This window comes from Paenibacillus sp. FW104-T2, assembly GCF_058789975.1.
Genome location: NZ_JBYTCE010000008.1, coordinates 36,250 through 50,115, shown reverse-complemented (window position 1 = coordinate 50,115; position 13,866 = coordinate 36,250). Strand labels below are relative to the sequence as shown.

General features: G+C 46.8%; 14 protein-coding genes. 10 read left to right on the top strand and 4 right to left on the bottom strand.

Features of this window, described 5'->3' with window-relative positions:
• Window positions 1-269: 269 nt before the first annotated feature.
• Both AC3WQ3_RS12130 and AC3WQ3_RS12125 read left to right on the top strand, forming a co-directional pair.
• A complete protein-coding gene (locus AC3WQ3_RS12130; RefSeq protein WP_095358555.1) occupies window positions 270-566 on the top strand; it encodes a HesB/YadR/YfhF family protein in 297 nt (98 codons plus the stop codon).
• 125 nt (window positions 567-691) lie between these two features.
• Window positions 692-1,141 (top strand): NUDIX domain-containing protein, encoded by a 450-nt coding sequence (locus AC3WQ3_RS12125; protein WP_154893547.1) that lies wholly within the window; start codon window positions 692-694, stop codon window positions 1,139-1,141.
• 83 nt (window positions 1,142-1,224) lie between these two features.
• Here the strand turns inward: AC3WQ3_RS12125 and AC3WQ3_RS12120 are convergent, their stop codons facing one another.
• The 3 genes from AC3WQ3_RS12120 to AC3WQ3_RS12110 form a co-directional block, all read right to left on the bottom strand.
• A complete protein-coding gene (locus AC3WQ3_RS12120) occupies window positions 1,225-1,737 on the bottom strand; it encodes an ADP-heptose synthase (RefSeq protein WP_095287670.1) in 513 nt (170 codons plus the stop codon).
• 183 nt (window positions 1,738-1,920) lie between these two features.
• Window positions 1,921-2,364, bottom strand: coding sequence for a DUF441 domain-containing protein (locus AC3WQ3_RS12115; protein WP_095287669.1), 444 nt, complete (start codon window positions 2,362-2,364; stop codon window positions 1,921-1,923).
• Between the two features lie 5 nt (window positions 2,365-2,369).
• The gene (locus tag AC3WQ3_RS12110) at window positions 2,370-3,368 is read right to left on the bottom strand and encodes a YpdA family putative bacillithiol disulfide reductase (RefSeq protein WP_492472400.1); all 999 of its coding nucleotides are present in this window, start codon (window positions 3,366-3,368) and stop codon (window positions 2,370-2,372) included.
• A gap of 170 nt (window positions 3,369-3,538) precedes the next feature.
• Here AC3WQ3_RS12110 and AC3WQ3_RS12105 point away from each other — a divergent pair, with 170 nt between their 5' ends.
• From AC3WQ3_RS12105 to AC3WQ3_RS12080, 6 genes are all read left to right on the top strand, one after another.
• On the top strand, window positions 3,539-4,132 hold the full coding sequence (locus tag AC3WQ3_RS12105; protein ID WP_095358552.1) for a DUF2087 domain-containing protein: 594 nt from the start codon (window positions 3,539-3,541) through the stop codon (window positions 4,130-4,132).
• A gap of 512 nt (window positions 4,133-4,644) precedes the next feature.
• Window positions 4,645-5,736, top strand: coding sequence for a ribosome small subunit-dependent GTPase A (gene rsgA, locus AC3WQ3_RS12100; protein WP_492472399.1), 1,092 nt, complete (start codon window positions 4,645-4,647; stop codon window positions 5,734-5,736).
• A 55-nt stretch (window positions 5,737-5,791) separates the two neighbouring features.
• Window positions 5,792-6,130: a L,D-transpeptidase family protein gene (locus AC3WQ3_RS12095; protein WP_154893546.1), complete on the top strand. Its 339-nt coding sequence runs from the start codon at window positions 5,792-5,794 to the stop codon at window positions 6,128-6,130.
• 114 nt (window positions 6,131-6,244) lie between these two features.
• Window positions 6,245-6,790, top strand: coding sequence for a GNAT family N-acetyltransferase (locus tag AC3WQ3_RS12090; protein ID WP_492472398.1), 546 nt, complete (start codon window positions 6,245-6,247; stop codon window positions 6,788-6,790).
• 103 nt (window positions 6,791-6,893) lie between these two features.
• The gene (locus AC3WQ3_RS12085) at window positions 6,894-8,369 is read left to right on the top strand and encodes an aldehyde dehydrogenase family protein (protein WP_492472397.1); all 1,476 of its coding nucleotides are present in this window, start codon (window positions 6,894-6,896) and stop codon (window positions 8,367-8,369) included.
• Between the two features lie 202 nt (window positions 8,370-8,571).
• Entirely contained in the window at window positions 8,572-8,724 is a 153-nt protein-coding gene (locus AC3WQ3_RS12080; protein WP_170948036.1) for a hypothetical protein, read from the top strand.
• Between the two features lie 99 nt (window positions 8,725-8,823).
• Here AC3WQ3_RS12080 and AC3WQ3_RS12075 read toward each other — a convergent pair whose 3' ends face one another.
• The gene (locus AC3WQ3_RS12075; RefSeq protein ID WP_095287663.1) at window positions 8,824-9,063 is read right to left on the bottom strand and encodes a hypothetical protein; all 240 of its coding nucleotides are present in this window, start codon (window positions 9,061-9,063) and stop codon (window positions 8,824-8,826) included.
• Window positions 9,064-9,484: 421 nt separating this feature from the next.
• Between AC3WQ3_RS12075 and AC3WQ3_RS12070 the strand changes: the two genes are divergently transcribed.
• Complete coding sequence (locus tag AC3WQ3_RS12070; protein WP_062326145.1) at window positions 9,485-9,805, top strand: hypothetical protein; 321 nt, start codon at window positions 9,485-9,487, stop codon at window positions 9,803-9,805.
• A 55-nt stretch (window positions 9,806-9,860) separates the two neighbouring features.
• Window positions 9,861-13,865, top strand: coding sequence for a type VII secretion protein EssC (gene essC / locus AC3WQ3_RS12065; protein WP_492472396.1), 4,005 nt, complete (start codon window positions 9,861-9,863; stop codon window positions 13,863-13,865).
• Window position 13,866: the final 1 nt, after the last annotated feature.

The window sequence follows — 13,866 nt, the reverse complement described above, 5'->3', positions numbered from 1 at the left end:
ACGATTTCGAGGGCGCTCCGGTATTTAATTGTGAGCTAAATAGACCATCCATATGAATGTTAAACACCGTAATCACCCTTTCTGTTTTGGAAATAAATTGAATGTGGATCTCGTATGTTTGCATCTTAACACCGCCTTTTGGGATCTGTCAAACTTTTTTCACAATTGCATGAGCAGCTCTTTTTGTTTATTTCTGTGGTGTAATGTTTGAACTCAAGCCCATCAAGCGATATGATGTAACATATATATAGAGAAGGAGCTGACATCAAATGAGTACCATACATGTATCTGACCGCGCTGCCCGCTGGTATAAAGAGGAACTAAACTTGAACGAAGGAGACAGCATCCGATTCTTCGCGCGTTATAGCTCCGGCGGAGGTCTCCACCCTGGTTTTTCACTGGGAATCGCTGTTGAGGAACCGCGTCACCCGGCTGAACAAACAGAAGTTTCGGGGATTCGCTTTTTTATGGAAGATCACGATTATTGGTACCTGAAAGGCCACAAGCTGCATGTCGATGTAGTGGAAGAAGGACAAGATATCGAATATCGTTATACTGAGGTCTAATCAGGGTTGTTCTCACGATACCTTCAGTTCGACCTGTGTAACGAGGTGAAGGAACTGAATTGAAATGTGTCTAAGCATGGACTGTACCGCTGGCTTCTGCCGGCTTCGAACAGGAGGGATAGGAATTGAATCCGCCAGCCCGAGATTTGGCCCAATATATTGCACATCGCTCCCATATTGTGGTGAAGGCTGCAGTTTGGGCTGAAAACGAACGAGGTGAATTGTTGTTGATCCAGCACGCCGAGCAAGGTCATTGGCGTATTCCCGTTGGACTGATGCGTCCTGGCGAAGCGATTGAAGATACAGCTCATCGGGAATTGTGGGAGGAGACGGGATGGACAGCAAACAGCATGACACTTGAAACACTGCATTCGGGTCCTGACCTGAGACAGCTGCATTCCAGCGGGGATGAAGATTATTATGTGATCGCCCTGTTCCGAGCCCGAATCATTCAGGATCGTCTGGTGGAATCACGAGTAAACAGCGAGGCAGGGTTGAAGTTTTTTGACCCGAGATCACTTCCGGTGCTGAACAGTCTAAGTCGTATGTTGCTTGAACGTAAAATATTGGATTAAACGGCAAGACCAAAGAAGCCTTTCCAACGGGGGAAGGCTTCTTTGGTCTATATCACATGCGCATACAGAACTCTTCAGATCAGCTAGACCTGATCGAGCGGTTCTTCGTCCATCGCAAAATCAAAGTCATCAATATCAAATACTTGCACAGGGGCCGATGACTCTATAATTCGTGCGATCAGTTCAACCTGATCCGTGAGAATTGGGATGCTCAGGCGCTGTGAAGTGAGCAGCAGCTCTGTCTCAATCGGATCGAAATACTCTCCATACTGTGCTGTATCCACCGCATTGATAATGGCGATGGACACCTGATCACCAAACAGGATGGACGGGCTTTTTGCCCAAGGGACGGATAGGGCACGTTCGATCTTCTTCTTATTCAGCGGTTCTTCAAAATAAGAAATGATCTCGTTAATTTTCGATTTTACATGCTGATCATCAGCAGGGTTATCCATCAAAGGATCCGGGCTGACCTGAAATTCATATAACTCCAAGACGGTGGTATAAGGAACAATATATTCAACAGGCGCGGGCGGCGCGAGCAATTGACCGTAAATAGCCACCATCACGGCTTCTGTAATAAACTGACGTGACATGGTACCTGAATCCTCCTGCGGCCATTAATAATTGCGAGGTGAATCAATTTGGTTATGCAAACGAATACAAATTAAATTGATTTCTCTGCTATGGACATGGATGCATGAATTGCATGAATAGTAGTATATCATACAACGGTGGGAAATACAGCCAGTCAGTAGAATGTCAAGTCCCAACTTTAATCAGGATTTGCCGAGCAGCAGGGACAGTATGCCTGCCGCAATCAGTGGTCCTACAGGGACTCCTTTGAATAAGGCAACCCCAAGTACGGTTCCAATAAGTAACCCGGCAACAACTGTTGGCTGCGTACTCATAAGCGTAGCGCCCCGTCCACCCAGATAAGCCACAAGTAAGCCCACACCTATGGCGAGCAGCGATTTCCAGTGAAGGAAAGACTCCCCAATCGTCTGCAGACTCATCTTGCCGCTGGCAAGAGGCGCCATGACCCCGATTGTCAAGATGATAATGCCAAGCGTAAGTCCGTATTTTTCAAGCCAGGGAAAGGCTTGGTTCACATTCAATACACGTAACAGGAGCAGAAATACCATAGCTACAGTCACAGGTGTATTGCTGCTGATAATACCAAGTGCTGCAAACACGAGCAACAGCAAAGAGGTCATATCCATGGATTTCAATTCCCTTCAGCCTGCCCGCGTTGCCGACTTACGATATGCTCCGCAATATATTTTCCATGCCAGCGACCGGATTCGATGAATACTTCATTGGCATTTCGTCCTGAGGCGATGACTCCGCCAACGTAAACTCCTGGTACGCTGCTTTCCATCGTTTCCACATTATACACAGGTTTGTCCAAGTCATCTGACATTTCAACACCGACGGAAGAAAGCAGTTTGCGGTCTGGACGGAAACCGGTCAAAGCCAGAACGAAGTCGTTATCAAGTTCACTTGTTGATCCATCTGCATGAAGCAGGCGAATGGAATCATCCAAAATCTCATTAACCCGTGCACCGAGATGGAGCGTAATACGGCCTTTCTGAACCATGCTCTCAAATAGAGGGCGTACCCATGGCTTGATATGCTCGGACAGACCCGCACCCCGATATACCATGTCAATGTGGGCGCCTACACGGACGAGTTCCATCGCTGCATCCACGGCGGAATTGCTGCCTCCGATGATTGCAACACGCGTACGTGTGTAGGGATGTGCTTCCCGGAAATAGTGAGTAACTTTATCTTTGTCTTCTCCCGGAATACCGAGGTAATTCGGGTGGTCGAAGTAACCTGTTGCAACAACGACATTGCGTCCCTGATGAACAATGCTTTCCCCGCGGCGGTTGACCGTATGTACTTCAAAGGTTGCATCGTCTCTACGTTTGATTTCGCGGGCTTCCTCATAATTATGAACACGCAGGCCGAAGTGTTCGGCTACTTTGCGATAATAGGCGAGTGCCTCGTAGCGGAAAGGTTTGTCGTTTGGCGAACTGAACGGGACATTTCCGATCTCGAGCAGTTCCGCTGTGCTAAAAAATTGCATATGGGTTGGATACAGATAGATGGATTGTACAATATTGTACTTCTCTACAATGACAGCTGACAGACCCAGCCGTTCACATTCGATGGCAGCAGATAGACCACAAGGTCCTCCACCAATGATAATTACATCTTCCATGTTCTTACTCCTCCTTCATTCAAGCAATATTATCCTACCGTAAATAGTCATGTAATGCCAGTTCACGCCAGGAATTGACGGAAGAAAATTCCGAATAACAGGTTTGACTTTATAGAGAGAAAAGATTAACATAAAATTAGATATTTATCTAAATGAAAGAGGCGACGCCTATGCAACTGGAGAAAATTGTGGCTTACCACAAAGCCTTGGCTGATCCTACTCGGCTTCGTATGCTGTTATTGCTGTCTGAGGGTGAACTGCACGGACAGGCACTTGCCGAGAAGCTGAATTTGTCCCAGCCTACAGTTACTCATCATGCATCTAAGTTAAGAGAAGCGGCATTGATCAAGGAACGGAGGGAGAAAAATACAGTGTTTTTCTCTCTCAACCCATCCTTTATACGGGAGCATGCTCAGGCTTCCGTTGACTTTATTTTTAAAAGGGAGGAGGTAGCGGATATGAGTGATGTGAACGAAACGCTAAAAGCATCGGTCATGCGAAATTTCTTTTCCAAAGATGGACGCTTGCGTCAAATTCCGGCCCAGTACAAGAAGAAGCTGATCGTGCTTGGTCATCTGGTTGAACAGCTTGAATTCGGACGCAAGTATACGGAGAAAGAAATCAATGAATTTATACGTACGTACCATGAGGATTTTGCCACCATTCGCCGTGAGTTCATCATGCATCAATTTATGTATCGGGAAGATGGGATCTACGAGCTTAATCCGAAGGAAATGTGGACACGCTGGGATCAGGTAAAATAACGATTATCATATAAGATATGAAAGCAATGAAATTAAAACAGGCAGGCAATATATAATTAGGCTTGACAAAAGCAGAGTGCAGTCTGTAACATGTTGGATAAATCTACAAGGGAGGCGATGTTATATGACAAACCTAACGGCAGTATACGTTAATTTGAATATGGACAGCGTCTCCGGAACGGATCAAAGCATGTAAATGTATGTGGATTGGACAGGTATGTCCACATTCGCATAGAGTATAATTACATGTGCAGATGAAGTCACGGGTGGCGCACCCGTGGCTTTTTTTGATTACCGGAAAAGAAGGGTGTCCTGTATTGCATGCTGCAGGTTGTTAAACTTAACGTTCTGCGGATAGTGCTTATAGGAGAATCTCGATTCTGTTAACTACGAATTGCCGCGGGTGGTTTATCACTCGTGGTTTATTTTATTTGCGTTTAATCCGATCTGGAGGGCTCGTTCACATCATGGGTAGGTAGTTATAAAAACATAATTTAGGAGGAAATTCTAATTTGAACAATCACTTGGAGAAGTATGGCTGGTCTGCTAAATGGCAGGATTTTTGGCAGCAATCAGAAATAGAACAGCAAATGAGAAAACCTGCGCGAGTCATAGCTGACCACGGACAATTGCAGCGTCTTATTACAGCCGGTGGCGAATGCTGGGGAAGGGTATCGGGACGTATGCGTCATGACAACCTGGAGACTGGGACACTTCCTGCAGTAGGGGATTGGGTAGCAATTACGGGTGAGCCCGGAGAAGAGGCTACAATTCACAGTATTCTCTCAAGGAAGAGCCGTGTATCCAGGCAGGCTGCCGGGTCCGTAACGAAAGAGCAGCTGATTGCTGCAAACGTAGATACGTTGCTGATCGTCGCAGCGCTTAATCATGATTTCAATCTTAGACGGTTGGAGAGGTATATCATGATGGCTTGGAATGGAGGGGTTAGACCTGTCATCGTTTTGAGCAAGAGTGATCTGTGCACTGATGTTGAGGAAAAAAGGGCTATGGTAGAAGGGATTGCCCCAGGCATTGAAGTACTGGCGCTGTCAGCTGCCCAGGATCATGGAAAAGCTTCACTTGAAACCTATCTGCAGCCAGGGACCACAGTAGCCTTGACGGGTTCTTCAGGAAGCGGCAAGTCTACTCTTGTCAACTGGATGATGGGACGGATTGTACAGCTTACCCAATCCGTCCGGGAGGACGATAGCCGTGGAAGACATACGACAACCCATCGGGAGATGTTCGTTTTGCCGCAAGGGGCTGTACTCATTGATACACCTGGTATGCGTGAGCTGAACCTGTGGGACGAGGGCAATGATGGACTTTCCCAGGCGTTTGGTGAAATAGAGCAACTTGCTGAAGCCTGCAGATTCGTGGACTGCAGTCATACACGTGAAGCGGGCTGTGCTGTTACCGAAGCCATTCAAAATGGGTCTCTGGAAGAAAAAAGGCTAAACAATTACCTGAAAATGCAGAAGGAATTGCAGTATCAGCAGCGGAAAGAAGCAGTTGCTTCCAAGCGGCGGACTGCTACAAGCAAACCTGCAAATTCACGTAAACCCAAACATGCCCGGAGAGTAAACGATTGGGAAGAGCACTAAATTAGGCGCGCATCCTTATGGCTTCAGCATAGAATAGGTCAGGAGGGATGTCATAATGCCGGATTACAGAATTATTGTAGATCTGTCGGATCACATGTTATATCTTCTGGATGGCAATCAGGTAATCAAGGGCTATCCTGTGGCAACAGGCAAGATGCTCACTCAGACTCCGAGCGGGGAATTTACCATTGTCAATAAACAAGCCAATCCGGGTGGACCCTTTGGTGTGCTGTGGATGGGGTTATCTCTACCTCATTATGGCATCCATGGGACGAATGAACCTTCGTCCATCGGCAAGTCTGTATCACATGGATGTATCCGTATGTACAATCCAGACGTGCTGGATCTCTCTTCAAAGGTATCTATAGGCACAAGAGTAACGATCCGGCCATAGTGCCAGATCGTTACTCTCTCCTAAATTGGACATTATGGATGGATTTGGAATATGGAATCATCACGCTTATAATAATGTACAATCGCTACAATCTGAGAGGTAGGTGAGTGCTCGTTGATACAGATCAGACAAGCCCGTGAAGGGGATGCAGAAGGAATTGCCCATGTACATACTGAGAGTTGGAAGACGACATATCGCAATATTATACCGGATGATTTTTTGGATCATTTGACTACGGAGACAAGAATATCCCAATGGGAGCAAACCATACGCTCTGACGAAAAAAATCAGATTCTGATGGTGGCTGAACAGCCGGACGGGAATATTGTCGGATTTGCCTGCGGAGGAAGGGAGCGCGAAGGTAAGCTGCCTTATGATGCAGAGTTATATGCCATTTATTTGCTGGAAGATGTACAACAAAAGGGAATTGGTCAGCAACTGGCCGTGCAAGTTGTTCGGTATCTTCATTCTCTGGACATGAAGCGTCTGTTGATCTGGGCATTGGAGCGAAATTCGGCATGCCGTTTTTATGAAAAGATGGGTGGAAGTCCTGTCCATACACAACCCATACGAATAGGAGGGCAAGATCTGATTGAGATAGCCTACGGCTGGGAGAAGCTGAATGATTTTGCCCGACAGGAGGCACCTCCATCCGAATAGTAGAGTCTGAGTGACGCGTTTGCGCAATCTTTAATCAGGTTAATGAAGTACTACACTTCTTATAGAAGAAGAACATCTAATCCTGATTAGGAGGCGCATCCAGATGACTTTAATGGAGAAAACATCTGCAACCTGGACCAAACAGTATATTAATGGCGATTGGGTAGAAGGCTCCGGTGAGAAAACGATGGAGAACATGAACCCTTATACGGGGGAAGTGATTGCAACCTGGCGTTCTTCCAGTAAGACGGACATAGATCGGGCATACGAAGCCGCCCAAAAAAGCTCATTGGAATGGAGAAAGTCCCTGCCAGGTATAAAAGAAGGCATATTGCGAAAAGTGTCATCCTTGATGACCGATCGCAAAGAAGAAATATTGAATCTGCTGATTACAGAATCGGGTAGCACGCGTATTAAGGCAGAATCGGAGTTTGCCGCAGCGAAACGTATCGTGGATGAAGCAGCTTCGTTCCCATATAGAATGAAAGGTGAGCTGATTCCTTCAAACACACCAGGCAAAGAAAACCGAGTCATTCGCGAACCCAAGGGTGTGGTTGGAGTCATTGGACCATGGAACTTCCCGCTCCATTTGTGTCTTCGCTCCGTTGCTCCGGCCATTGCACTCGGGAATGGTGTAGTTATTAAGCCGGCATCGGACACGCCAATTACGGCAGGCTGGTTGATTGCGGATTTATTTCATCAAGCCGGTTTACCTAAAGGTGTCCTGAATGTGGTTGCCGGAAGTGGTGGGGAAATAGGAGATTATTTTGTTGCTCATCCCATTCCCAAGGTGATTTCCTTTACAGGATCGACCAAAGTCGGGCAGGGGATCGGGAAGCTGGCAGGAGAACATTTGAAAGAAACAGCACTTGAGCTTGGCGGCAATAATGCAATGGTGGTACTAGAAGACGCAGACATTGAGCGAGCCGCCGAGGCTGCGGTTTTTGGCAAATTTCTTCATCAGGGGCAGATCTGCATGGCACTCAACCGGATCATCATACATGCCGATGTATATGACCAATTTGTTAAATCGTTCGTGGACAAAACGAAGCGCATACGGACAGGCGATCCCGCAGATTCAGAAACGATGGTAGGTCCCCTTATTCGTGAAAAAGAAGTACAGCGCTTGTTGGAATGGATCCAATCGGCTCAGGAAGAGGGGGCGCGTTTGCTTCATGGCGGATCAGGTAAGGGCAGTGTGTTGGAACCGACGGTGCTTGTGGATGTCAAACCTGAACAGGATATTGTCCAACAGGAACTGTTTGGTCCGGTGGCCGTCCTCATGCGTGCAGAGGACGAGCAAGATGCTGTCCGTCTGGCGAATGATACACCATACGGATTAAGTGGATCTGTATTTACGAGCAATCTGGAGAGAGGTTACCGGGTAGCTCAGAGTATTGAATCCGGCATGGTGCATGTGAATGACCAATCTGTAAATGATGAGGCACATGTCATGTTTGGCGGCGAAAAGTCTTCCGGGATTGGCCGCTTTGGCGGCGATTGGGCCATCGAGAAATTCACACGTACCCGTTGGATCAGTCTGCAGCACCAATACCGGGATTTCCCTGGCATCAATTAAACAGATCGTTCGAGATAGATCGACAAGGAATGCGAAAGTCCGCTCCTGCCTTGAGGTGACGGGCTTTTGCACGTTTTTACATCATGATTTAGGACGTGAAGAAATCCGAGGAAAAAGCTGTTTGGGGCTCGTTCAATCTGGTTATTTATGGATACACGGGAGTACCGATCCGTAAATCCAAAGGTAAAGGGGCTTGAATTCCATGTCCATTGACCGTTTTATTCTGAGAAAATTGAACACTTGTCAGGAAGAGCATACACGTGCCAATCTGGTTCGGCTGTTTGTCATTCGTATCCGCAGAGCTGAGATCGCTGAGGAGCATGAGACTACTTATGCTGTCAGCAAAGTGCATTAAAATAGATAGAGGAATCTTGCCTTCATCAAAAAAAGGAAGCTTGTCTTCATGGACAGCTTCCTTTTTCCTTGCATATGCAACTTCTTTACCGACTCTGCTTTAATACAGCGACAAGGCTAGAGAGTCATTTTCACTGCGGCTGTGCAGAATGGCCTCACAACCGACAATCTCAATGCTAATCAAAGAGTGCAGACATTTTTGCAAAGCGCGTTTACCATTACTGATTTTATGCTCAAGGGCACTGCTGAGCAGTCTTAATGTCTTTTGCATAGGTTGTTTGTTTTCTTGATTGAAATATACAGGGATTGATTTGTTTTGAAAAGTTATTAGTGTTCTCACTAGAAATCACCTCACGAGAGTTATTTCATACTGGTTATATTAAATTCCAATGCTTAAAATTACCTTAAAATCAGCTTATGAAAACATAAAGGTGGGCAATGTTTGAAAAGTGTTCACAATTTGATTGTGGACGAAGGAATAGGAAGTCCCGAATACAGAATATTCTCTCCCATTTATATGGAAGAAAAAGAAGTGTTTTCGCATCCTCGCAATAATTAACGTGAATAATGCCTCAAAAGTTCTGAGTCCATTGGACGATATTTTAATATTTATGTGGGTCATATGTAACAAAAATACAGGATGTACATTGCAAACAGGGTGTTAATGTAAGAAAATAGGGTTGGAATAACGATTCATCTGTATTTTTTTGATTTAATTTGACATTAGGACAATTTACATATGAGACCATGGAGGGATTATGATGATTCTTACCGTGTATTCCGGCCGGGAGGAAGGTGAATGGTTCGACATTGAAGTCCCGGATGAGTGTACGATTGAACATTTAAAAACATTACTGGGGGTGCGGATCTTTGGACAGGCGCCTGGTGATGGTATCCAATACATCCTTGAAGCCAAATTTCCCGAAGGTCTGTGGTTCTCTCCGCAGAACTCGCAGCAGCTGATGGAAACGGGTCTGCGGCAAGGAAGCTGTGTACGGGTTCAGCGGGCATTCTCCACCACTACGGAAGAAGCGCCTGTATACGGAAGACGTTCGTTATTTCAGCAGGACAGCAACGAATGAGTCCACTTGACGTATACATTCATTATCGAACCAATTATAAGGAGGTCTTCTCTTCGTGAATGTGTTATATCAACGTTCTCCAAGAATGACACCGGTTCTTAAGGAAGAAAGGCTGGAAATTCTCAGACCTCCAACGGAGCCGAGCAAACCTACGTTTTCAATGATTTCTATTATAATACCGATCATGATGACGATGGTCAGTATTGGATTCTACGTATATATCAACATGACGGGCAAAATGGGCAACCCCAGTTTTATGATGTTTCAGATGATGACTGTCATGATGATGCTTACGTCATATACCATTCCGTTTTTTGTGTATCTGAGTAACAAAAAGACGTATCGCAAAAAAATCGAAGAACGTAAGGCCATGTACCGAGCCCAACTGGATAAGCACCGTGAAGAGCTCAAGGAAGCTCAAGCCGAGCAGGTCAAGAGCCTGTACGAAATTCATGGTGATCCCAATGTTTGTCTGCAAGTCGTGAAGAATCGCAACAGCTCCTTATGGGAGCGTTCACCGGAAGATGACGATTTCTTGCAGGTCCGGATCGGTACGGGAGAAATTCCATTCCGAATTAAACTGCAGGTCCCACGAGTGGATGGTTATGAAAAAGATGAATTAATTGAGGCAGCTCATGAACTTGCAGCAGAATTTGAGACGGTATCCGATGCTTCCATTACACTCCCGCTGTTCCAGTCGAAAGTGATGGGATTGGTGGGGAATCGGGAGGAAGTGCTTGCTTCCCTGCGCGTCATCATTTCACAACTCACGGTGCGGCATTCGCCGGATGAATTGAAGATTGCTGCATTTTATGAAGAGAAAGAAGCGAAGGAATGGGACTGGCTGCGCTGGTTACCCCATATCTGGGATGAAGATCAGGGACAACGCTATATGGCCGACAGGCACAGCGGTGCGCATCAATTGGCGGACAGCTTGTTTTCCGTGTTAAACCGTCGTCGGAACAACAAAGAGGACCGATACAAAAAAAGTGTGCAGACTCCATGTTATGTGGTGGTTCTCTCGGACACACAGCTTATTGAAGAAGAGCCTCTTCTTCCATTATTGCTTGAATCTGCACAGGAGATCGATGTGTGTACCATTATTCTGGCGAACCGCAAGGAATCCCTACCGATGCATTGTCAATTGATCATGGAAGCATCCAAAGGCAAGGGCGTGTACATCAAAAAAACGGAAGATGCTGACGTTGTACAGCAGACGTACACACCAGATGTGATATCAAAAGAGACCGCTGAGGCACTCTCGCGTTACATGTCTCCCATTCGGCTGAAGCGATCTTCCGCTTCGGACATCCCGCAAATCCTTCCGTTATTTGATATGCTTGGCACCTCACGTGTTGAAGACCTGGATGTAATCACCCGCTGGGGCCAGACACGATATCCGGATACGCTGCCTGTACCCATGGGCGTGCGCGCAGGTGGCAAGAAAATTGCCATCAACTTGCATGATAAAATTGAACGTCAGGGTCACGGCCCACACGGATTGATCGCAGGTACGACGGGTTCAGGTAAAAGTGAGGTCATTCAGTCTATTGTGGCCTCCCTGGCTGCCGAGTTCCATCCCCATGACCTGGCCTTTATGTTGATTGACTATAAAGGAGGCGGGATGTCCAATACGTTCGTAGGCCTGCCTCACGTGGTGGGTACGATCACCAACCTGGATGGCAATTTGATTGAACGTGCCAATATCTCGCTTCGGGCCGAATTGGTCAGAAGGCAGAAGATATTGAATGATGCCGGTAACCTTCAGCACATTGATGAATATTACAAGATTTTACGTTCCAGACACGATCAGCCATTGCCTCATTTGGTCATTATTATTGATGAGTTTGCCCAATTGAAACGGGACCAGCCGGAATTCATGGACGAGTTGATTAGTATTGCGGCTATTGGCCGAACACTGGGTGTCCATCTGATTCTGGCAACTCAAAAGCCGGCAGGCGTAGTGGATGACAAAATATGGAGTAACTCCCGTTTCCGCATCTGTCTTCGTGTACAGAGCGAGGGAGACAGCCGGGATATGATCAAAATCCCTAATGCAGCATGGATTACCAAGCCGGGCCGCGGATATTTCCAGGTCGGCAGTGATGAGGTATTTGAGGAAATGCAGTTTGCCTGGAGTGGTGCACCTTATAACCAGCAGGAGGACACATCAACTGTACTGCCTGTCATGGAAGTGCGTCTTAACGGTAAGAGAGAACCACTTTTGACTGGCGAACGCAGGGCAGTCCTCAAAGGCGAAGATGTTCCTAAACAACTACAGGTCTTCATCGATTATGTGGCACAGTCTGCCGCAGATGCAGGAATCAAAAGATTGCCTGGTCCATGGCTGCCACCTCTTCCAGAGACGCTGGAATGGGACAGTCTGACGGATTGGCAGGATGAAGAGCACAGAGAGCTGCTGCTTGACGGCGGAGCCAGTGGCTTGAAGCCGGTGGTTGGTCTGCTTGACGATCTGCCTAACCAGCGTCAGATGCCACTTGCACTCCCTGTAGATCAAGGGCATTTGATTGTGTACGGCATGCCTGGTTTGGGTAAAACGACGTTTGTCCAGACTTTGCTGATGTCACTCGCACGTTCTCGTCGTACGGATCCATGGCATGGATACATTATCGATATGGGACGGATGATGAAGGACTTTACAGGACTGCCGCAGATCGGTGGCGTTCTGATGGCCGAAGAGGAGGATCGGATCAAGCGTCTATTCCGGTATATTCTGAAGCTGTCAGCACAGCGCAAGGATATGATCTCGGAGGCAGGGGTTAAAACGATTTCGGCTTATCGTCGTACAGCACATGCAGCTGTTCCACAGATTGTTGTTGTAATTGATGGTTATCTATCATTCCGCAATGCTTACCCAGAAGAGAATGAACTGCTGGAAACGATTCTTCGTGAAGGTGGAAGTCTTGGAATTACGTTCATTCTGACTGCGAATCGGGTGACAGATGTCTTCGAGAAGTTCAGAAGCAACATACCAAACGCGGTCTCCTTTGAACTATCCGATCCAAGTGACTATTATTATGCAGTTGGACGGCCTTCCAAGGCACCAAGCCAGCTTCCACCAGGCAGAGGTCTTGTAAAAGGACAGGTACCACCATTAATGTTCCAGGCGGCTTTACCATCGTCCGGTGAGGATGAAGGGAAACGTTCGTCTGCTCTCCGAGGGTTGATCGCAGAGATTCGGGATAGCTGGACAGGAGAAGAGGCTCCGCAGATTGCTCCACTTCCTGAAGAAGTGAAGCTCAAGGATTTACTTGTAAGTACGGGGGCATTTGCCCAAGCAGGAGAATTTTCGACGGTCAATGTTCCTGTAGGCTTGTTGACAGATGATCTCGAGCCTTTCCTGCTGAACCTGCGTGAAGGTCCGCATTTTATGGTCACAAGTCCCATGGAGGGCGGGAAAACAACATTTTTGTTGACATGGATGTTATCTCTGGCGTATCATGCTTCTCCTGAAGATGTGCAAATATATACGGTAGATATGAGATATGGTACCGGAGGACTGGGAGAGATCAGCAGTTTGCCCCATGTCCGCGGACATGTGTCTCGTGAAGAACAGCTTGCGCCTGTGATCCAACAGTTGTACGATGAAGTTCTAAAAAGAGGCGAGTTAAAGGGTGGACCGGAGATCGTGCTTGTCATCGATGATGCGGATACTCTGTCCAAACAGTTGAATGATTTTAATGTGAAAGATCAATTGGGGGCGATTGTTCGTCAAGGACGGGATCGCGGGATACATGTCATACTTTCGGGTGTTCCAGCTGATTTCCCAACGTTTGGTTCAGACTGGGTAAGTGATGTGAAGGCTTCCCAGAGTGGATTGTTGTTCGGGACTTTAGACCCTAACGATCTCTCGTTCTTCCGTATTCCTTATACCGAATCTGGAGGCAGCTCAGGTGGGCTGAAGGTACTGCCACCAGGTCAAGGTTATTATGTTAAACGCAAATATTCCAGGGTTAAAGGTGCAGTTCCATGTGATGACACCTGGAAAATGACAGATTGGATTTCTGAAATTCGTGACCGATGGCATGTTGTAGTTTGAG